The 19,530-nt window shown below is 63.0% G+C and carries 19 protein-coding genes and 1 tRNA gene; 8 read left to right on the top strand and 12 right to left on the bottom strand.

From position 1 onward, the window contains the following. Positions 1–13: 13 nt before the first annotated feature. From FJ417_RS17560 to FJ417_RS17525, 8 genes are all read right to left on the bottom strand, one after another. Positions 14–958: a carbohydrate ABC transporter permease gene (locus tag FJ417_RS17560; protein WP_140784351.1), complete on the bottom strand. Its 945-nt coding sequence runs from the start codon at positions 956–958 to the stop codon at positions 14–16. Further along, a complete protein-coding gene (locus tag FJ417_RS17555; RefSeq protein WP_140642312.1) occupies positions 955–1,914 on the bottom strand; it encodes a sugar ABC transporter permease in 960 nt (319 codons plus the stop codon). Before FJ417_RS17555 ends, FJ417_RS17560 begins: the two co-directional genes overlap by 4 nt. A 128-nt stretch (positions 1,915–2,042) precedes the next feature. Continuing rightward, complete coding sequence (locus tag FJ417_RS17550) at positions 2,043–3,296, bottom strand: ABC transporter substrate-binding protein (RefSeq protein WP_140642310.1); 1,254 nt, start codon at positions 3,294–3,296, stop codon at positions 2,043–2,045. Positions 3,297–3,354: 58 nt separating this feature from the next. Next, positions 3,355–4,866, bottom strand: coding sequence for an aldehyde dehydrogenase family protein (locus tag FJ417_RS17545; protein WP_140784350.1), 1,512 nt, complete (start codon positions 4,864–4,866; stop codon positions 3,355–3,357). A gap of 10 nt (positions 4,867–4,876) precedes the next feature. After that, a complete protein-coding gene (locus tag FJ417_RS17540; protein ID WP_140784349.1) occupies positions 4,877–5,653 on the bottom strand; it encodes an enoyl-CoA hydratase/isomerase family protein in 777 nt (258 codons plus the stop codon). Further along, positions 5,646–7,247, bottom strand: coding sequence for an acyl CoA:acetate/3-ketoacid CoA transferase (locus FJ417_RS17535; protein WP_140784348.1), 1,602 nt, complete (start codon positions 7,245–7,247; stop codon positions 5,646–5,648). The genes FJ417_RS17540 and FJ417_RS17535 overlap by 8 nt, the downstream gene beginning before the upstream one ends. Beyond that, a complete protein-coding gene (locus tag FJ417_RS17530) occupies positions 7,244–8,260 on the bottom strand; it encodes a Gfo/Idh/MocA family oxidoreductase (RefSeq protein WP_140651477.1) in 1,017 nt (338 codons plus the stop codon). Before FJ417_RS17530 ends, FJ417_RS17535 begins: the two co-directional genes overlap by 4 nt. Further along, positions 8,257–9,300 (bottom strand): LacI family DNA-binding transcriptional regulator, encoded by a 1,044-nt coding sequence (locus tag FJ417_RS17525; RefSeq protein ID WP_140642298.1) that lies wholly within the window; start codon positions 9,298–9,300, stop codon positions 8,257–8,259. Before FJ417_RS17525 ends, FJ417_RS17530 begins: the two co-directional genes overlap by 4 nt. 243 nt (positions 9,301–9,543) lie before the next feature. Between FJ417_RS17525 and FJ417_RS17520 the strand changes: the two genes are divergently transcribed. From FJ417_RS17520 to FJ417_RS33135, 4 genes are all read left to right on the top strand, one after another. After that, complete coding sequence (locus FJ417_RS17520) at positions 9,544–10,698, top strand: dihydrodipicolinate synthase family protein (protein WP_140784347.1); 1,155 nt, start codon at positions 9,544–9,546, stop codon at positions 10,696–10,698. Positions 10,699–10,925: 227 nt separating this feature from the next. Next, positions 10,926–11,219 (top strand): DUF1330 domain-containing protein, encoded by a 294-nt coding sequence (locus FJ417_RS17515; RefSeq protein WP_140784346.1) that lies wholly within the window; start codon positions 10,926–10,928, stop codon positions 11,217–11,219. 377 nt (positions 11,220–11,596) lie between these two features. Next, positions 11,597–12,010: a hypothetical protein gene (locus tag FJ417_RS17510; protein WP_140784345.1), complete on the top strand. Its 414-nt coding sequence runs from the start codon at positions 11,597–11,599 to the stop codon at positions 12,008–12,010. A 69-nt stretch (positions 12,011–12,079) separates the two neighbouring features. Then, positions 12,080–12,247: a hypothetical protein gene (locus FJ417_RS33135; protein ID WP_181175468.1), complete on the top strand. Its 168-nt coding sequence runs from the start codon at positions 12,080–12,082 to the stop codon at positions 12,245–12,247. Positions 12,248–12,864: 617 nt separating this feature from the next. Here FJ417_RS33135 and FJ417_RS17505 read toward each other — a convergent pair. After that, positions 12,865–12,939: transfer RNA gene (locus FJ417_RS17505), tRNA-Val, on the bottom strand. Positions 12,940–13,067: 128 nt separating this feature from the next. After that, positions 13,068–13,430 carry a response regulator gene (locus FJ417_RS17500; RefSeq protein ID WP_006199474.1) on the bottom strand — a complete coding sequence of 121 codons (363 nt, stop codon included), beginning with the start codon at positions 13,428–13,430 and terminating at the stop codon, positions 13,068–13,070. A gap of 164 nt (positions 13,431–13,594) precedes the next feature. Between FJ417_RS17500 and FJ417_RS17495 the strand changes: the two genes are divergently transcribed. Together FJ417_RS17495 and hisN are read left to right on the top strand one after the other, a co-directional pair. After that, positions 13,595–14,536 carry an N-formylglutamate amidohydrolase gene (locus FJ417_RS17495; RefSeq protein WP_140784344.1) on the top strand — a complete coding sequence of 314 codons (942 nt, stop codon included), beginning with the start codon at positions 13,595–13,597 and terminating at the stop codon, positions 14,534–14,536. Positions 14,537–14,891: 355 nt separating this feature from the next. Continuing rightward, complete coding sequence (gene hisN, locus FJ417_RS17490) at positions 14,892–15,665, top strand: histidinol-phosphatase (protein WP_140784343.1); 774 nt, start codon at positions 14,892–14,894, stop codon at positions 15,663–15,665. A gap of 45 nt (positions 15,666–15,710) precedes the next feature. Here hisN and FJ417_RS17485 read toward each other — a convergent pair whose 3' ends face one another. Continuing rightward, positions 15,711–16,667 carry an alpha/beta hydrolase gene (locus FJ417_RS17485; RefSeq protein ID WP_140784342.1) on the bottom strand — a complete coding sequence of 319 codons (957 nt, stop codon included), beginning with the start codon at positions 16,665–16,667 and terminating at the stop codon, positions 15,711–15,713. Between the two features lie 519 nt (positions 16,668–17,186). Here FJ417_RS17485 and FJ417_RS17480 point away from each other — a divergent pair. Next, complete coding sequence (locus FJ417_RS17480) at positions 17,187–17,654, top strand: Hsp20 family protein (RefSeq protein ID WP_140642283.1); 468 nt, start codon at positions 17,187–17,189, stop codon at positions 17,652–17,654. Between the two features lie 133 nt (positions 17,655–17,787). Then, positions 17,788–18,540, top strand: a complete 753-nt coding sequence (locus FJ417_RS17475; RefSeq protein WP_140651490.1) for a sulfite exporter TauE/SafE family protein — start codon at positions 17,788–17,790, stop codon at positions 18,538–18,540. 6 nt (positions 18,541–18,546) lie between these two features. On the opposite strand, the gene FJ417_RS17470 is transcribed toward FJ417_RS17475, so the two are convergent. Continuing rightward, the gene (locus FJ417_RS17470; RefSeq protein WP_140784341.1) at positions 18,547–19,440 is read right to left on the bottom strand and encodes an MBL fold metallo-hydrolase; all 894 of its coding nucleotides are present in this window, start codon (positions 19,438–19,440) and stop codon (positions 18,547–18,549) included. Positions 19,441–19,530: the final 90 nt, after the last annotated feature.

The raw sequence follows: 19,530 nt of genomic DNA, 5'->3' as shown, positions 1-19,530 counted from the left end.
TCAGAAAATAGGGTCAGCCCTTGACCGCGCCCGCCATCAGCCCGCGCACGAAATAGCGGCCGGCGACGACATAGACGATCAGCGTGGGGAGCGCGGCAATCATCGCCGCCGCCATGTTGACGTTGTATTCGACGACGCCGGTCGAAGTGTTGACGACATTGTTCAGCGCCACCGTCATCGGCATCACGTCGCCGGACCCGGCATAGGCGGAGGCGAACAGGAAGTCATTCCAGATGTTGGTGAACTGGTAGATCACCGTCACAACGATGATCGGCAGCGAATTGGGCAGCATGATGCGCCGAAATATCTGGAAGAAGGAGGCGCCGTCGACCTGTGCCGCCTTGATCAACTCGGTTGGGAAGGCCTCGTAGTAGTTGCGGAAGAAGAGCGTGGTGAAGCCGAGGCCGTAGACCACGTGGACGAAGACGAGATTGACGGTCGAATTGCCGAGGCCGAAATTAAAGCCGGTGGCGTTCTGCAGGGTGACACCGAAGCGGCCAAGGCTGCCCAGAATCGTCGCCATCGGCAACAGCACCGACTGGAATGGGATGAAGCAGGCAAACAGCATCATGGCGAAGACCAGGGTGTGCCCGCGGAAGCGCCATTTGGTCAGCACATAGCCATTGAGCGCGCCGAGCAGCGTCGAGATCAGCACCGCTGGCACGACCATCTTGATGGAGTTCCAGAAGTAGCCCTTCATGCCGACGCAAGTCAGGCCCGAGCAAACTTCGCTCCATGCCTTTACCCATGGTGCGAAGGTCGGCGCATGCGGCAGCGACAGCATGTTGCCGTTCTGGATCTCGTCCATGGTCTTGAACGAGGTGACGAGCATGACGAAGAGCGGCATCAAGTAGAAGATCGCGAACAGCGCGAGCAGCCCGTAGATGACGATGCGGTTGAGCGTCCTGGCGCGGACGCCGCTTTCGGCCTGGCGGGCGGGTGAAGTGACGGCGCTCATCGCGACTTCTCCCTGAGCTCGGAGTAGAGATACGGAACGATGATGGCCGTGATGGTCATCAGCATGATCACCGCGCTTGCCGAGCCGACCGCCATTTCGTTGCGCTTGAAGGTGAACTCATACATGAAGTTGGAGGGCAGCCAGGCCGAGCCGCCGGGGCCGCCGCTGGTCAGCGCCACCACCAAGTCATAGGACTTGATGGCGAGGTGCGCGAGCACGATGAAGGCCGACAGGAAGACGGGCCGCAGCAGCGGGATGACGATGCGGCGGTAGAGCTGGAAGGTGGATGCGCCGTCGATCTGCGCCGCCTTCATGATCTCGCCGTCGATGCCGCGAAGCCCGGCCAGGAACATCGCCATGACGAAGCCGGAAGCCTGCCAGACGCCGGCGATCACCACCGTGTAGATGACGAAATCCTTGTTCTTGATCCAGTCGAAATGGAAGCTCGTCCAGCCCCATTGATGCAGCGTCTGTTCCAACCCGAGGCCGGGGTCGAGGAACCATTTCCAGGCGACGCCGGTGACGATGAAGGAGAGCGCCATCGGGTAGAGGTAGATGGGCCGCAAGACACCTTCGCCGCGGATCTTCTGGTCGAGCAGAATGGCCAGGAACAGGCCGAGCGCCAGGCAGATTCCGATATAAAGGAAGCCGAAGATGCCCATATTGGTGATCGAGGTGTACCAGCTCGACGGCGGGTCGCTCTCGAAGGTCCAGCGCCATAGCCGCTGATAGGCGCGGGGGCCGGTGATGGCATAGGACGGGAAGGTCTTGGAATTGGTGAAGGACAGATAGATCGTCCACAGAATGAAGCCGTAGACGAAGACGATCGTCGCCGCGAAGCTTGGCGCCAACACGATCTTCGGCAGCAGGTCCTGCAGCCGCGAACGGACCGACGCGCCAGGCCGGGCGTCGTGCTCCGGTGTCAGCTTGATCTGGGTTTCGGCAACTGTGCTCATCGGCTTGTCCAGTACCGGTTTGCCACGGGACCGACCGGCGCGAACCGCGCCAGCCCGAGCAATCCCGGACCTTGCTTCGGTAGGAGACCTCCCCCGCCAGGGCAGGGGAGGCTCAGTTCAAGGCACGCTTATTTTGCGTCGTCGATCGCCTTGACCAACTCGGTCACGGCTTCGTCGGAGGTCTTGATCTGACCATGGACGAACTTCGACACGACATCCTTGTAGGCGTTGGCGACGGCCGGCGGGGCGCCGTAGCCCTGCGCCAGGGAGCCGAACAACGTGCCGCCTTCATTGGCCTTCTTCAGGTCGGCGATACCCTTCTTGCCGCAAGCGTCGAAGTCGGTGTCCGGCACGTCGGTGCGGGCCGGGACAGAACCCTTCACCACGTTGAAGGCCGACTGGAAGCTCTTCGACAGGGTGGCAGTGGCCAGAGCGACCTGGGCGGCCTTGCGGTCGTCCGGAACGTTGAACATGCCGAACATGTCGGAGTTGTAGATCACCGAGCCGTCGGTGCCGGGGAAGCGATAGCAGAGGAAGTCGGTGCCCGGGGTCTTGTTGGCGGCGTGGAACTCGCCCTTGGCCCAGTCGCCCATGACCTGAACCAGCGCGTCGCCCTTGATGACCATGGCGGTGGCGAGGTTCCAGTCGCGGCCCGAGAAGTTCGGGTCGACATAGGTGACCAGCTTGGCGAGGTTGTCGAACGACTTCTTCATCGTGTCGGACTTGAGCGACTCTTCATCGAGGTCGTTCATTGCCTTCTTGTAGAACTCCGGACCGCCGGTCGACAGCACGACGGAGTCGAACATGGTGGCTTCCTGCCAGTTCTGGCCGCCGAGTGCCAGCGGGGTGACGCCGGCCGCCTTGGCCTTGTCGAGCAGGGCCACGAAGTCGTCGAAGGTCTTCGGCTCGGTGCCGCCGATCTTGTCCATCACCGCCTTGTTGATCCACAGCCAGTTGACCGAGTGGACGTTGACCGGAGCCGCGACCCACTTGCCGTCATAGACGGAGAACTTCTGCAGGGCGGCCGGAACCGACTTGTCCCAGCCTTCCTTCTTGGCGGTCTCGGTCAGGTCGCCCATGACGCCGGCGGCGGCGTAGTCGAGCACGGTGTAGCCGAGCATCTGCGATGCGGTCGGATAGTTGCCGGCCGCGACCATCGCCTTCAGCGCGGTCATGGCGGCGTCGCCGCCGCCGCCGGCCACCGGCACGTCCTTCCAGGCATAGCCTTCCTTGGCCAGATCCTGCTTCAGCACGTTCAGAGCGGCCGCTTCGCCGCCCGACGTCCACCAATGCAGCATCTGCACTTCCTTGACGTCCGCGGCATGCGCCGAGAACGCAAAGCTCGTCGCAAGAGCCGTTCCGATAAGCAGTTTGCGCAACATGTACTACCTCCCTTGTTGCATACACATAACCGGCGGGTGTCCGCCGGGGTCTCCCAACTCAGCCGACCCACCACCCGGTGCGCTGGCCGCGATGAAACTGGATGGTCTTTTCCTCGGTATAGTCCTCGACTGCGCGCTTGCCGAGTTCGCGTCCCAGACCGGACTGCTTGTAGCCGCCGAAGGGCAGTTCGGGATAACCTTCCATGAACGTATTCACCCAAACCGTCCCCGAACGCACACCGCGCGCCACCGACATGCACGTGTCGACGCCGGCGCTCCACACCCCTGCAGACAAACCATAGGGCGTGTTGTTGGCAATGTGCAATGCCTTTTCAATCGTTTCAAAAGTGAGCACGGACAGCACCGGTCCGAACACTTCCTCGCGCGCGATCGCCATATCCTCTGTAACGTTACGGATGATGGTCGGATCGAGATATTGGCCGGCATTGGATGCAAGCCGGGCGCCGCCGGTGAAAACGTTGCCGCCGTGGGTTTTCGCCGCCGTTACATAGCCGGCTACCTTTTCCACATGATCGGCCGAGATCATCGCGCCGACCTTGGTGCGGTCGTCGAGCGGATCGCCGACGCGGACCTTCTGGGACAGCGCCTTGACCGCGTTGAGGAAGTCGTCGGCAATCGCCTCATGCACGATCAGGCGGCTGCCGGCATTGCAGCATTCGCCGGCGTTGAAGAAGCCGCCGAACACCGCGGCATCCGCCGCTGCCTCGAGGTCGGCGTCCGGGAAGACGATCTGGCCGTTCTTGCCGCCGAGTTCCATCGAGACCTTCTTCAAGGAATCGGAAGCGGCCGCCATGGTCATCTTGCCGACACGGGTCGAGCCGGTGAAGGAGACCATCTCGACCAGCGGATGGCTGACCATCGGCGCGCCGACATCGGCGCCGAAGCCGGCAAGGATGTTGACGACGCCTGCAGGAAGCCCTGCCTCGAGCAGGATGTCGCCGAGCACGAAGGTCGAGGCCGACGTCATCTCGCTCGGCTTCACCACCGCCGTGCAGCCGGCGGCGAGCGCGAAGGGCAGCTTCTGGCTGACGATCAGGAAGGGGAAATTCCACGGCGTGATGATCGAGACGACGCCGATCGGCTCGCGCAGCACGACGCCCAGCATATTGTCGCCGAGATTGGCGTAGCTTTCGCCATGCAGCGTGCGGGCGAGCGAGGCGGCATAGCGCCAGATGTCGATCGCGCCGCCGATCTCGCCGCGCGCCTGGGCGATCGGCTTGCCGGATTCCAGCGCATCGAGGCGGGCGATCTCTTCCAGCCGAGTCTCGATCAGGTCGGCCGTCTTCAGCAGAACCGCCGCGCGTTCCGATGCTTTCATGCGTGGCCACGGGCCGGTTTCGAAAGCCTTGTGCGCCGCCTGAACCGCAGCCTCGACGTCCGCTGCGCCTGCTTGCGCATAGCGGGACACGACAAAGCCATGGCCGGGGCTGGCGCGCTCGATCGCGCGGCCATCGCGCGCTTCGATATGCTTGCCGTCGATGAGGAGCTTGTAGGTCTTGGGCGCCTGGGACGCCTCGGCCGGCATGGCAATGTTGAGCGGTGCGTTCATCGTCTCTTCTCTAGGATCTCGAAAAGGCCGGTTTCTGCTTGGCCTTGAAGGCGCTAACGCCGGTTTTCAGGTCGGCGGTGAGCGCTATGAAACCACTGGCCAGCGCCTCGGCCGCGGCGGCGTTTTCCTCGCCCTCGGCAATGCCGATCATCAGCTTGGCGGCCTCGGTTGCCAGCGGCCCGCGCTCGGCGATTTTTTCTCCCCAAGCTTTCGCTTCGTCGAACGCCTTGCCGGTTTCTACGACACGGTCTACGACGCCGAGCGCAAGCGCGTCAGGGGCCAGCAAAATCTCGCCACCCAGCGCCATGCGCCGCACCACTTGCGCGCCAAAGCGGCGCACGGCGCGCTGCGTGCCGGACCAGCCGGGCACGACGCCGATGGAGGTTTCCGGGAAGCCCAGCTTCACCTGGGTTTCGGCGACGCGGAAATCGCAGGCCGCCGCCAGTTCCAGCCCGCCGCCCAGCGCATGGCCGGACAGCACCGCGATGGTGGGCTGCCGCAGGCGCGCCAGCCGGTCGAAGACGCGGTGGCCATAGCGCACCCATTGCACCTGGAAATCGGCCGCGCTCATCGTCCCCCAGGCCTCGACGTCGCCGCCGGCGCAAAAGCCCTTGCCTTCGCCACCGATGAGCACGGCGCGAACGCCCTCGGCCAGTTCCGCTTCGTCAAGCGCTGCTTCGAGCGCACGCAGCATCGGGATGTCGAGCGCGTTGAATTTATCCGGCCGCCGCAGTGTGACGATGCCTATGGCGCCGTTCTGTTCGAAGGTGACGAGATGCTCAGCCATGCGCACCTCCGAGCGAAGCGCCGCCATTGAGCGACAGGCCGATCGGCCGGTCCTGATAGAGCGCCGCAGGCGTGACCTTGAGGTCGTTGGCGACGGCGAGCGGGATCTCGGCCTGCGCCAGCACGTCGCGCTCGAGGTCGATGCCGGGCGCCAACTCCGTCACCATCAGGCCGTCGGGGGTCAGCTTCATCACGCAGCGTTCGGTGACATAGGTGATGTCCTGGCCTTGCGCGACGGCGCGTTTTCCGGAGAAGGAGATGTGCTCGACCTCCTCGACAACCTTCTTGACCTTGCCTTCCTGGTCGATGCGGATCGCACCATTGGCCAGCGAGAGTTTCGCGCCGGCATTGAAGAAGCCGGAAAAGACGATCTTCTTCGCCCGCGCCGTGATGTCGACGAAGCCGCCGGCGCCGGCGGTGACATGCGGCCTTGCCGAAAGCTTCGAGACGTTGACCGAGCCGTGGCGGTCGATCTGCAGGAAGGAGAGCAGCGAGGCGTCGAAGCCGCCGGCCTGGAAGTAGATGAACTGGTGCGGCGAAGGCATAATCGCCTCGGCGTTGGAGGCGCAGCCGAACTTGAAGTCGAGCAGCGGCACGCCGCCGACCGCGCCCTGCTCGATCACCCAGGTGACCTTGCCGTGCTGGCCTTCTTCGAGAAGGATGCGCGGCACGTTGGCCGAGATGCCGAAGCCGATGTTGACCGCCATGCCGTCGCGCAATTCCATGGCGACGCGGCGCGCGATCACCTTCTGCACGTTCATCTCGGCGTTGCGGAAGCTCGACAGCGGCCGGAAGATTTCGCCCGAGATCGCCGGATCGTAAGGGGTCTGCGTCGTCTGCAACTGGTCGGGCGCAATGACGATATGGTCGACCAGAACGCCCGGCACGCGCACGTCATGCGGTTTCAGCGTGCCGTTCTCGACCACGCGCTTGACCTGCGCGATGACGATGCCGCCATTGTTGCGGGCCGCCAGCGCCTGCTCCAGGCCGCCGAGATAGGCGCCCTCATGCTCGTAAGTCAGGTTGCCGCGTTCGTCGGCGGTGGTGGCGCGAATGATCGAGATGTTGGGGACGATGGCGCGGAAATAGAGCCATTCCTCGCCGTCGAACTGCTCAACCGAAACGATCGGCTCGCTGGCCGCCGCATTCATGGCGCAGCCCTGGTGACGTGGATCGGCAAACGTGTCGAGGCCGACCTTGGTCAGCACGCCGGGGCGCTTGGCGGCGGCCTCGCGATGCATATCGAAGAGGATGCCTGAAGGCACATTGTAGGCGGCGACCGAATTGTCGCCGATCATCTGCCAAATCCGCGGTGGCTCCGACGAGGAGGGGCCGGACGGATAGGAGCCGCACAAAGTGCGCTTCAACAGACCCGGCTTGGCGAGATGGTCGATGCCCTTGATGCCGTACATGTCGCCGGCGGCGATCGGGTGCAGCGTGGTGATCGCCTTCGGATGGCCCTCCGCGTCGAAACGCTCGCCGATCGCGGCAAGCACGGCGTCCGGGCAGCCAAGGCCGCTCGACGACGACACCGAGACGACCATGCCGTCCTTGATCAGGCTGGCGGCCTGGGCCGCGGAAACAACCTTGCTCAATTTCCGCTCCCGAGTTTCGGATCGATCGAAACAGTCTTGCCGGTCTTCGCCGACTGCAAAGCCGCTTCGGCGGAGGCCAGCGACCAGATGCCGTCCTCGCCGGTGGCCGAAGGCTGGCCTTCGCCGCGGATCGCGGCATGGAACTGGCGCAGCGAGCGGGCATAGAGGTCCTCGCGGTCGAAGCTCAATTCTTCTTCGCCCTTGGCCGTGCACAGCAGCACCGAGCCGACCGGCTTCTGTGTCATCACATTGGTGGCGATCAGGGAGCCTTCCGAGCCATGCACCTCGAAGCCAGTGCCGGCGAATTTTGTCGTGAAGCCTTCATGCGACTGCGCGATGACACCCGACTTGAAGCGCCAGATGCACATGGCACCGTCCTCCAGGCCGCCGCCGGCCATGCCTGCCGACTGCGTGAAGGCCGAAATTTCGACAGGATCGTCGCCGAGCACGAAGCGCAGCGTGTCGGCATCATGCACGGTGATGTCGAGCACCACGCCGCCGCCGGCCTCGGGTTTGGCGATGCGCCAGCCCTGCAGGTTCTCCGGCAGGTAGACGGAGTGGAAGACGCGCGCCGCGACTGGCTTGCCGATACGACCGGCGGCAATCGCCTCGCGCATGGCGCGATGGGCGCCGGCGTTGCGCAAATGGTGGTTGGTGCCGAAGACGATGCCGGCGGCCTTGGCTGCCGCAACCATCTTGCGGGCATCGGCGCCGGTCAGCGCCAGCGGCTTTTCGCACAGCACATGCTTGCCGGCCTTGATTGCGGCAAGACCCTGCTCGAGATGCAGTTCGTTGGTGGTCGAGATGTAGACGGCGTCGATGTCGGCGTCGAGCAGCGCGTCGAGGGTCGAGACGGCGGTCGGAATGCCGTTCTCGCCGGCATAGGCCTTGGCGCGCTCGGGATTCGAGCTCATCACGGCGGCGACCTCGCCATCGGCCTGCGCGCGGATGGCATCGATCACGAACTGTCTGGCGATCGTGCTCGCGCCGATCAATCCCCATCGCACGCTCATGCCGCGTCTCCCACCTGGCTGTTGCGTTCCGGGCCGCTGCTTTCCCGCACGACCAGGCTGACGGCGCCGATATGGTCCTCGGCGCGCGTGGTGCGCGACTGAATCATCTTCAGCATGACGTGGGCCGCGCGTTCGCCGAGACCCGCTGTGTCGACGGCAACGCTGGTCAGCGCCGGACTGTAGTGCTCGGCCTCGGCGACGTCGTCGAAGCCGACGACGGCAAAGTCCGCTCCTGCTTCCAGATTGCGACGACGCAGCGCCAGCATGGCGCCGAAGGCGACCGCGTCGTTGAAGCAGAGTGCCGCAGTTGGCGGTTCGGCCGCGGCGAGCGCCGTCTCCAGGCAGGCCATGCCTCCCTTGCGGCTGGTCTCGCCCTCGACGATCAGCCGGTCGGAGGCCGGAATACCGATCGTTTCGCAAGCCTCGAGGAAGCCGCCCAGGCGCTCGTGATAGACGACGAGATCGGACGAGCCGCCGAAGAACGCCAGGCGGCGATGGCCCTTGCGGATCAGATGCTCGGTGGCAAGCACCGCGCCGCGATGATTGTCCGGCGCGATCACCGGGATGCGGCTGTCGGGCAGGCGGCGCATGGCAAAGACGATCGGCACTCCGGCCGTCTCGATGCGGCGGAAGGCGCCCGGCGTGGTGCCGCGCGCCGGCGAGACGATCAGTCCGGCGACACCCTGCTCCATCAGCGATTTCAGTACCTCTTCCTGGCGCACCGGGTTTTCCGCCGTGTTGGCAATGAAGGGGACGACGCCCGCCGCCTGGAAGACGCGCTCCATGCCGACGGCAAGCTCGGCGAAGAACGGGTTGGTGAGATCGTTGATCACCATGCCGATGACGTTGGAATGGGCCTTGCGCAGATTGGCGGCGCCGCGGTTGTAGACATAGCCGACATCCTCGATCGCCTTGCGCACCTTGGTCGCGGTTTCAGGCCGGATCAGCCCGCTGCCCTGCAGCACGAGCGACACCGTAGATTTGGACACGCCGGCCTCGCGGGCGATGTCCAGGATCGTTGCCTTGGCCCGGCTGGCCATCCTCGTCCCGTTCTCCGTGTTTTTTGAACGAATTTATTGGAACGTTCTAATCATCGTTCGAAATCAGAGTCAATTGCGATTCCGATAAGATTCAAAAAATTGATTGGAGCGGTTCAAAATCTCAATGAATGCAAGGATTATCCTCTAGAGACACGATGCTTCACCGGCTGGGGCGCCTTGAATCATAAAGGTTCTTGATTTATTGGAACGTTCCATTTATAGCGGCCGCAACGGGAGAGTTCCATGGACATCATCTTGCCTGCGGCAAACCGCGGCCGGGTCAGCTACCGGCTCGTCGGCAAACCGGTCGAACCGAGCATGGGCGCGCGATTTTCACGCATCGCCTATGCCGCCGCCCATGTCGTTGCCGATCCCATCGCCATGACCAATCCCTGGTCTCGGCCAGCGGTCGACTGGGACAGGACGATCGCGTTTCGCCATCATCTGTGGCGGCTCGGCTTCCGCATCGCCGAGGTCATGGACACGTCCCAGCGCGGCATGGGTTTCGACTGGGCGAGCGCGAAGGAACTGATCCGACGCTCGATCGCGGAGGCCAAAACGGTGCCGGGCGCCGACCTCGCATCGGGGGCGGGGACCGATCACCTTGCGCCGGCTGCGGCCAAGACGGTCGACGACGTCATCCGCGCCTATGAAGACCAGTTCGCCTTCATTGAAGGCGAGGGCGGCAAGGCGATCATGATGGCGAGCCGCGCTCTGGCGGCGGTGGCCAAGGGGCCTGACGATTATGCCCGCGTCTACGACCGCATGCTCTCCCAGGCGTCGGGCAAGGTCATCCTGCACTGGCTGGGCGACATGTTCGATCCGGCGCTCAAGGGCTACTGGGGCAGCAACGACTTCGACGCGGCGCTCGACACGGTCGTCGCCATCATCGAGCGGCATGCCGACAAGGTCGAGGGCATAAAGATATCGCTGCTCGATGCCGAGAAGGAAGTGCTGCTGCGCGACCGGCTGCCCGAGGGCGTCGTGATGTTCACCGGCGACGATTTCAATTATCCGGAGCTGATCGCCGGGGACGGCAAGAGGCATTCGCACGCACTGCTCGGCATCTTCGACGCCATCGCACCCGTGGCAAATGCCGCACTGGCGAAGCTGGCAGAAGGCGATAAGACCGGTTACGACGCGTTGATGGCGCCGACCGTGCCGCTGTCGCGCAAGATCTTCGAGGCGCCGACCGAATACTACAAGGCCGGCATCGTCTTCATGGCATGGCTGAATGGGCACCAGGACCATTTCACCATGATCGGCGGCATGCAGTCGGCGCGCGGCATATGCCATTACGCGGAGGTCTTCCGGCTCTCCGACCAGGCCGGCCTGCTGGCAGACCCCGATCTTGCGACCGCCAGGATGAAGACCCTGCTGGCGATGTCGGGCATCTGAGCCCATCCCCCGCGCGGGCCTTGTGCGACCCCGCGGCGGGCGAGGATCGAGATCGTGACTGCCGCGCGCGGCAAGCCGACCATGCCACTCGGCACCGCAGAGGATGTCGCCATGCCTGCCTCTATTCGGCATCGGATATGGGCAAAATCGTCACCGGCCATTTGTGGCACGTCAACGGCGGCGAGTTCATGGTGTAGGCCGGTAATCATCAGGGAGAGCGCTTCAGCGTGAAAGGATACTGGCTCATCGTCGGAACCGAGATTTCGGACCAGGAGGCGCAGGCCGAGTACAGCCGCCTCTGGATGCCGATCGGCGAAAGATACCAGGCACGAACCAACACGACAAAGCAGCCGCCTCTGCTCGTCGAGGCGCGCGATGCCAAGCGCATGGTCCTTGTGGAATTTCCGTCGCTGGAGATCGCCAAGGCCTGTTACGCGGACCCGGATTATGAGGAAGCCATGCGCTTCGCGCTCAAGGCGTCGAACCGCGTGCTCGTGATGTTCGAAGGGGATCTCAAGTAGTTGTGCCGCCGGAGTGTTCTCAGCCAGATGGCTTGACTAAGTTATTTGGAAGGCGTGACAAGGATTGAACTTGTGGCTCCGGCAATGTCAATGCAGTTCGTTCTCTGATTTCATTGCGTAATGGGCCCAAAATGAACGTGAACAGAGCAAAAACATTCGAAATATCTGTGCCGTTCCTGTGCCAGAGAGTGCGATCTTCCCTGTGTGTCAGCCAAAGGAAAAGGTGCCGTTTCGGCGGGCCGGCAAAATACGATACTCAATCGAGCGGTTATCGAATTCTTCGCCAATAACGGTCATTTGATAGCACGATACATGGCGTTTTGCCGGGGCGCCTCTAGAACACTCGGGATATCTACTTCAACGAAGGGGCAACAAAGATGGGCTACCGCGTTACTGCCGTTGGGATCGCGCTTATTTTTTTGGGACTTGGTGCAGGCCAGGCCGCCGCATGGGGGAACTCGAAAACCCTCGAAAGGACAGCGCTTTCGGGGAAGGAAATCAAAGTCTACGACGGAGCTAGCGTTAACCCCGACTGCTCGAACGCGGGGCCGGTCGATCTGAAGGCGGTTTCCGGACCGAGTCACGGGAAAATCTCCATCGTCAACGCGAAGACGTTTCCTCACTTCACCAAAAGCAACATTCGATGGAAATGCAATTTCCGTAAGGTGGACGGCATAAAGGTGCTGTACCGGTCCATGTCAGGGTTCAAAGGCCATGACCAGATCGCCCTGTCGGTACACACATACGATGGCGCATCCTACAGCATCACGATCAACGTGAAGGTTGAGTAGCGCAATTCGCGTTCCCTCGGAGGGCACCACGGCCACCACCCGCCCGTTCACCATCGCCGCGGACGCATCTTGAACGCTATCGATCCCGTCTCAACCTACATCGCCGCCATCGGCGCCGTGATGCTCGCCATCGCAGTTTGGCGCTACCGGCAGCGCGATTATGATCGGGATGGCAGCAAACGCTCTCATGGCCGTGCTGCTCTTGCCGCCTTAGTTCAGACGAGCCCTGTCATATGATTGAGCAACATTGCGCAAGCCGCGTATCCGGCCAACGAAACCAGTGGAAAGGCATAGAAATCTATATCAATGCATGGGTGCTAATTTAGCCTTCTCTTTGGCCGACTCACCCTTACCGAGTCGGTTAGGCCCGGCGGTTCAACCCAACGCAAACCCCAACGCGGAACTGTCGGGCCGCTCTATGGGGAAGGCGTCCAGCTCTTGCGCTGCTCCGACGCGCTGGCGCCCTTCGTTGCCGACAAGGCGCCCAGGCTGAACTAGCTGGCCAGACATACGATACCCGGCCTGCGGGAAGTCGGGGGACTAGGGCAGACAGGCCGGGCCCTTACCCCGGATTGCTGCGCGGGGCAGGCGAATATTATGCGCCAATTGGCAGGTTTCTGCATCAATGATTTTAGTGACAACTAATGAAATTAGGCCGCGCAACAAAAATCCCGCCGACAGAGGCCTACGGGCTGTTCAGCGAGGGGAATCCATCGCAGCACGGCTGCGTGCACTTTCACAAATATTAAGACGCCGCCTGCTCACGTCGCCACCGGGCGCGACCAGTGGCTGCAATGCTCCTAGCCGGTGTGCTCGGGGTCTAGTGGCGGAGATCGGCGAAGTTATTGGAAGGATGGTGGGCGTGACAAGGATTGAACTTGTGACCCCTGCAATGTCAATGCAGTGCTCTCCCGCTGAGCTACACGCCCATCCGAAGCCGCGCATACACCACTTTTGATCCGGCGCGTCAATAGCGGGAATGTGGAAAGACGGCTTCCGTTTGTCGCATCGGCGAAGAGCCCGCCGATGGGAGTCTCAATGCGAAGCAGAAGACGGCTCAGGCCGCCTGCAGCATCTTCTCGACCTCGTTGACGAGATCGCGCAGATGGAAGGGCTTCGACAGCACCTTGGCGTCCTTGGGTGCCTTGGAATCGGGATTGAGCGCGACCGCGGCAAAGCCGGTGATGAACATCACCTTGAGGTCCGGATCGATCTCGGTGGCGCGGCGGGCGAGCTCGATGCCATCCATCTCCGGCATGACGATGTCGGTCAGGAGCAGCGAAAAAGGTTCCTCGCGCAGCCGCTCATAGGCACTGGCGCCATTGTCGAAATCGCTTACCTGGTAGCCGGCGCGCTCCAGCGCCTTGACGAGGAAGCGGCGCATATCGTCATCGTCTTCCGCCAGCAGAATGCGTGCCATCATATCCCGTCCGAATCACCCGCCCCAAGCCTGCCGTCGGGCAAGACCGTTAACCATCCTGTATATGCGGTCGCGCCGGTAAACATCAAGTGAATGAAGGGCATCCGACATCCGGCTCGAGGCGCGGTTTCACCGCCTGAAATGCTGGACATGCCGGACGCAAGATGGCAATTTCATGCCATGATGCAGTGCTGTTTCCTGGTTCGTACAAATTGAAGACGGCAGCCGAGGATTTTTCGGTCATTCCACCCTTCGAAATCCGATCGGGCGCCGAACAGCGCGTGCCTTTCCTGTTCAACTCACCGCATAGCGGCCGCCACTATCCGGAGCGCTTCCTGGCTATGGCGCGGCTCGACCGCAACGCCATTCGCCGGTCGGAGGACTGCTATGTCGAGGAACTCTTCGGTGGCGCCGTGGCGCTCGGCGCGCCGTTGCTGGCCGCCAATTTTCCGCGTGCGTATCTCGACGTCAACCGCGAGCCTTGGGAACTCGATCCGCGCATGTTCGCGGAGCCAGTGCCGTCCTTCTGCAACATCCGCTCGGCGCGTGTCGCCGGCGGGCTCGGCACGGTGCCGAAACTGGTCGGCGAGGGGCTCGATATCTATCCTGGCCGGTTGCCGCTGGCCGAGGCGGTGGGACGCGTCGAAGCGGTGTACAAGCCCTATCACGAGACGCTTAAGCGGCTCCTGACCAGGACGCATGCCAGGTTCGGCTATGCCGTGCTTATCGATTGCCATTCGATGCCGGCCTCGATCCGCGTCGGCGACAATGGTGTGCGGCCCGACTTCATCATCGGCGACCGGTTCGGCATTTCAGCATCGCCGGCGCTCACCGAGATGGCCATCAGCCTGCTTGTCGGCATGGGCTACTCGGTCGCGCACAACAAGCCCTATGCCGGAGGCTTCATCACCGAGCATTATGGCAGGCCGGCAAGGCATCTGCATGCGCTGCAGATCGAGGTCAATCGCGGGCTTTACATGGACGAGCGGACGTTCCAGAAATCGGCCGGCTTCGACGCTTTGGCCTGCAACCTGACCCGCTTCTCGGCCGATTTGATGTCGATGCCCGACCATCATTTCGTCGATTTGCCGCTCGCGGCGGAATGACGGCGCGGTCGGCGCGCCGAGTTCTTATAAACGCAATTCCGGACGGAAACCGCTTCACACTTTTCCTGGAATCGCTCGAAAAAAAGACCGCATCGTTTTCACGACACGGTCGAAGTCTAGGGAGGAAACGCCCAAGGAGGGCATGGACAGGAAAACCTGTCCGATGACAAAATTATTGTGCGCCGCACAAATGTCAATCGACAGCAGGCTTTTTTAATTCAATATGATGTGGAAATTCCGCTTCGGCGGCTCAGATGTGACATTCGGGCAACAGAAAACGGGCGTCTGGCCGGTCTTCAGCGCGCCTGTTCCGTGAGAAAGAGCGGCTGGCAAAGGCCGCGATGGGGAGAGTGACTTGGATATCAGCACCGATTTCATGCGGCGCATCGCGCATGCCGCCGCCGCCGAAACCTTGCCGCGCTTCCGCAGCCAGGGGGCGGTCACCAACAAGCTTGCGGGAAGCTTCGATCCGGTGACGGAGGCCGATCGCGAGGCGGAGCGCGCGATCCGGGCGCTGATTTCCGCCGAATATCCCGAGCACGGCATTCTCGGCGAGGAACATGGCAGCCAGAACCTCGCCAGCCGGCATGTCTGGGTCATCGACCCGATCGACGGCACCCGCGCTTTCATTTCCGGCGTCCCGGTGTGGGGAACGCTGGTCGGGTTCACCGTCGACGGCGACGCGGTCGCCGGCATGATGTCGCAACCTTTCACCGGCGAACTGTTCTACGCCAACGCTTCCGGCTCGCACTACGAGGGACCGGGCGGCCCGCGCAGGCTCGCGACCCGCAAGACGACCGACCTTGCGCAAGCGACGCTGTTCACGACCACGCCGGCCCTGTTCAAGGGCGATGCGCGCAAGCGCTACGACCAGTTCGAGACAAAGGTGCAACTCGCCCGCTACGGCACCGACTGCTATGCCTTCGCCATGCTGGCCGCGGGCAGCATCGACATCGTCGCCGATCCGGGCCTGAAGCCCTACGACATCGTGGCGCTGATCCCGATCATCGAGAAGGCCGGCGGCGTCATTACCACTTTCGAAGGCGGACCGGCGGAAAAGGGCGGCGACATACTGGCGGCCGCGACGCCCGAGCTTCACGCGGCGGCGACGGCGGCGCTGCGCGGCTGATGCGCCAAGCGGCAAGGGCTGGTCGCCGCAGGATTTCGATCGCGCTCAGGGAGCGTCGCCGGTGCCCGGAATGAAGGCGTCGAAAGCGGCCAGGAGCTGCTCGCGGTAGATGTCCTTCTCCTGCAGGATTTCGTGCTCGGCGCCGTCGATCATCAACAGCGAGCCGACGCGCAGTTTCCTGGCATAGGCTTCCACCGCCCTGGTCGAGACCACCCGGTCGGCGCCGGCGGCGACGATCAGCATCGGCACCTTCACCCTGGCCATGAAATCCGGATCGCTGACGGCTTCCGCGGCGGCGGCGGCGGCCTTCAGCCAGCGGATCGTCGGGCCGCCGAGCGCGAGCTGCGGCCAGGCCTCGTAGATCCCGACATTGCGTCGGTAGCGCTCGGGATCCGAGGTCACCTTGTTCATTTCGAAGGGCGGCGGCACTTTCGGCCGCGGACCGAGCGCGGCATAGAGCCTGCCGAGACCCAGCGCGCAGAAGACCGCGCAGACGCGCCGCACCGTGCTTATCGAAACCGGCAGGTCGGGCACCGCGAGGAAGGGCGTCAGCAGCACCATGCGGCGCACGCGGTTGACCATCGATGGCGAGGCAAGCAGCGCAATCACCGCGCCCGTGGAGTGGGCTAGGATGTAATAGGGGCCGCGGCAGTCAGGCAGCACGATCTCCTCGAAGAATTGCTCGAGGTCGCGCGTATAGTCACGGAAGCTGCGGACATAGCCGCGCTGGCGGTCGCGCAGCAGGCGGCTGGAATCGCCCTGGCCGCGCCAGTCGAGGACAGCGACGCTGAAGCCGCGATCGGCGAGATCGCGAATGGTCTCGAAATATTTCTCGATGCATTCGTTGCGCCCCGTCAGCAGAACCACCGTGCCCTGCAGCGGGCGGCTGACAGCGGCAAAGACGCCGTAGCGGATCTTCTTGCCGTCGCGCGTGATGAAGAAGCCGCCTGCGGCATTCTGCGGCGCGGGATTGTCTTCTGTGCGATGGAAAAGATCCGTCATTCGGCGCGTCGATGGTTGCTCTTTTGCCCGGACGGGCGAGGCGTCGGCATGGTGATAGACGGCCAGGCGGCAAAAGCAAAGGCGTTGCGAGGATTTACGCGGCTGCCAGCGCAGGGGGAAGGCCGGAAGTGCCTGCGGCGCACTTCCGGCCTCTGTCGATCCGGGAGGAAGGGACGTTGCACCCGGTTCGGCCTCGTCGCGGCGCAGGGAAAGAGGCGCCGCTTGTCTCTGTGTCTTGACGCAATTCCGGACGGAAAACCGCTTCGCACTTCTCCTGGAATTGCTCGAACGTGACCAAGCCTAGCGCTGCATGACTGAACGGATGCCGAAGCGGTGGTTCATCCACCGTTCATGAACGTGGCCGCATTGCGACCGCGAAGAAAACCTTGAAATGGCTTTTTGAGCTTCCCAAATGAGGGTTGTGGCCGCCGATGTCGGGGCCGCTGGCCCATCCGGAACGCCTTTCGAGGGTTTCGCACCGGTCACACGCAAACCATGTTGCTCAAAAGGAGAACACCTATGCGTCACGTTGATTTTTCCCCGCTTTATCGTTCGACTGTCGGCTTCGACCGGCTGTTCACCATGCTCGACTCGCTCGGCCAGCCCGAGACCGCGCAGACCTACCCGCCCTATAATATCGAGCGCACCGGCGAGAACGCCTATCGCATCTCGATGGCCGTTGCCGGCTTCTCCGAAGACGAGATCTCGATCGAGGCGCACCGCAACGTGCTGACCGTCAAGGGCGAGCGCAAGGAAGAGAACAACGGCGAGGGCTCGGAGCTGCTCTATCGCGGCATCGCCTCCCGCTCCTTCGAGCGCCGCTTCCAGCTGGCCGATCACGTCGAAGTGGAAGGCGCCACGCTGAAGAACGGCCTGCTCTTCGTCGACCTCAAGCGTAACATTCCCGAGGAGCTGAAGCCGCGCAAGATCGCGATTACCCAGTCTTCGGACAAGGCCAAGCAGATCGAGGCCAAAGCCGCCGCGTAATCCGCGGGCTCCATCGCAGACGACGTCTCCCTCCCGAGACGGAAGCGGCGCCGAAAGGCGCCGCTTTTTTGTGCCACCCGCAACGAGCCTTTCTGGCTCTTTTGAAGCATGCGGCGGCGCATCATGAAGGGCGATGTCCGATTTTTCCCTGCTGCTGACGCTCACCGTCGCAATCACTTTCCTGCTCGCCGGAATCGTCAAGGGCGTGACCGGCATGGGCCTGCCGACGCTGGCGATGGGCCTGTTGGGCACCATCATGCCGCCGGTGACCGCGGCATCGCTGCTCATCGTGCCTTCCTTCGTCACCAATGTCTGGCAGCTTTTCGCCGGCCCGAGTTTTTCCGCGATCCTGCGCCGGCTGTGGCTGATGATGGCGGGCATCCTGATCGGCACCATCGCCGGTTCGCGGCTGCTCGCCAGCGACAACGTCAAATGGACGACCGCCGGCCTCGGCGCGGCATTGATCGTCTATGCCGCCTACAGCCTGCTCGCGCGGCAGCCGACGGTGCCGGCACGCGCCGAACGCTGGTCGTCGCCGTTTGTGGGTTTCCTCACCGGCCTGGTCACGGGCGGCACCGGCGTCTTCGTCGTGCCTGCCGTCCCCTACATCCAGGCGCTGGGCTTGAGCCGCGATGATCTCATCCAGGCGCTCGGCCTCTCCTTCACGGTGTCGACGATCGCCCTGGCGCTAGGCCTTGCCTCGCATGGCGCCTTCGAGGCCGGGCATCTGGCGATGTCCTCGCTCGCCGTGCTGCCGGCCTTGCTCGGCATGTGGCTGGGGCAGGTGCTGCGCCAGAAAATCAGCCCAGCGACTTTCCGTCGGTGGTTCCTGATCTTTCTGGTCCTGCTCGGCGTCGAGCTGTTGCTGCGGCCCTTCCTCGCCTAGCGCACATTACCGGCGCTTCGCCGCGATAACGGCCTCCACGTTCTGCCGGTGAACGGGTTCATAAGGCGCAAAATACTCAACCGCCGTTGTCGCAAAAATGTCGGCGCCGAAGGTCCTCAAATCCTGCTTCGCCAGGTCGGGGTCTTGCCGGCAGGCAAGCAGCTTTCGGACATAGGCCTCGGTCGCCGCGATAAAGCTTCTGTCATAGCCGCCGGCTTCGATTGCCTCGAAGGAACCGTGGTTGGGCAGGATTCGATCGAACCGCCAGCCAGACATGCGCTCGAGGTCGATCAAGTGTTCCGCCAGACGCTCCGGTTCCGAGACATAGGTGACGGAATCTTCCAGCGTATCGCCCGCAAGCAGCAGGCCAGCTTGGGGCATCAGCAGCACCGTGCCGTCATGGCTGTGGATTTCGACCTGGCGCAGTTCGATCGGGATCGCTCCCACCGTCAGGCTGAGGCTGTTGTCGAACGTCCTATTGGGCATAACGAGCGGCTTGATCGGCGGGTTGCCGCTTTCGATCTCGGCGCGGCCGCGTTCGAGTGCCGAGGCAGTCAGGGTGTTGGCGATGATCTCGCAGTCCTGGAACACCTCGTTGCCGGCGATATGGTCGTCATGCCAATGGCTGAGAACGACGCGTATCGAGGTCACGCCCAGCTCTTCGAGGGTTTTCCGGATGAAGCGGGCATGGGGCAGGGATATGTGCGTGTCGTAGACGAGCGCCTGCGATCCATCGACGATCGCATAGGTGCAGATGCCGAGCGTGTAGGCGCCGTCGTCGAGCCAATTCGACTCGTCCGACCAGATGCGTACGCCATCGACACGGCCATCGTAGAAGCCGAGCACATTCGGCGCCGGACGGATCAGCCGCATCGTCGAGCCGAGAGGCGGTCTGGTCATCAGCTTGCCCTCGACTAGGCGGTGGTGACGATTTAACTATTTGAGCCAGATGGCGATAGCGGCGAGTTTGACGAAGCCCATGAAGTTGGC

The organism is Mesorhizobium sp. B3-1-7, from assembly GCF_006439385.1.
Taxonomy (GTDB): domain Bacteria; phylum Pseudomonadota; class Alphaproteobacteria; order Rhizobiales; family Rhizobiaceae; genus Mesorhizobium.
This window is presented reverse-complemented; position numbering and strand designations above follow the sequence as displayed.

Coding starts and splice junctions, on each gene's coding strand:
- FJ417_RS17560 (WP_140784351.1), bottom strand. CDS start 958: ATGAGCGCCGTCACTTCACCCGCCCGCCAGGCCGAAAGCGGCGTCCGC.
- FJ417_RS17555 (WP_140642312.1), bottom strand. CDS start 1,914: ATGAGCACAGTTGCCGAAACCCAGATCAAGCTGACACCGGAGCACGAC.
- FJ417_RS17550 (WP_140642310.1), bottom strand. CDS start 3,296: ATGTTGCGCAAACTGCTTATCGGAACGGCTCTTGCGACGAGCTTTGCG.
- FJ417_RS17545 (WP_140784350.1), bottom strand. CDS start 4,866: ATGAACGCACCGCTCAACATTGCCATGCCGGCCGAGGCGTCCCAGGCG.
- FJ417_RS17540 (WP_140784349.1), bottom strand. CDS start 5,653: ATGGCTGAGCATCTCGTCACCTTCGAACAGAACGGCGCCATAGGCATC.
- FJ417_RS17530 (WP_140651477.1), bottom strand. CDS start 8,260: ATGAGCGTGCGATGGGGATTGATCGGCGCGAGCACGATCGCCAGACAG.
- FJ417_RS17525 (WP_140642298.1), bottom strand. CDS start 9,300: ATGGCCAGCCGGGCCAAGGCAACGATCCTGGACATCGCCCGCGAGGCC.
- FJ417_RS17520 (WP_140784347.1), top strand. CDS start 9,544: ATGGACATCATCTTGCCTGCGGCAAACCGCGGCCGGGTCAGCTACCGG.
- FJ417_RS17510 (WP_140784345.1), top strand. CDS start 11,597: ATGGGCTACCGCGTTACTGCCGTTGGGATCGCGCTTATTTTTTTGGGA.
- FJ417_RS17500 (WP_006199474.1), bottom strand. CDS start 13,430: ATGGCACGCATTCTGCTGGCGGAAGACGATGACGATATGCGCCGCTTC.
- FJ417_RS17495 (WP_140784344.1), top strand. CDS start 13,595: ATGGCAATTTCATGCCATGATGCAGTGCTGTTTCCTGGTTCGTACAAA.
- FJ417_RS17485 (WP_140784342.1), bottom strand. CDS start 16,667: ATGACGGATCTTTTCCATCGCACAGAAGACAATCCCGCGCCGCAGAAT.
- FJ417_RS17480 (WP_140642283.1), top strand. CDS start 17,187: ATGCGTCACGTTGATTTTTCCCCGCTTTATCGTTCGACTGTCGGCTTC.
- FJ417_RS17475 (WP_140651490.1), top strand. CDS start 17,788: ATGTCCGATTTTTCCCTGCTGCTGACGCTCACCGTCGCAATCACTTTC.
- FJ417_RS17470 (WP_140784341.1), bottom strand. CDS start 19,440: ATGACCAGACCGCCTCTCGGCTCGACGATGCGGCTGATCCGTCCGGCG.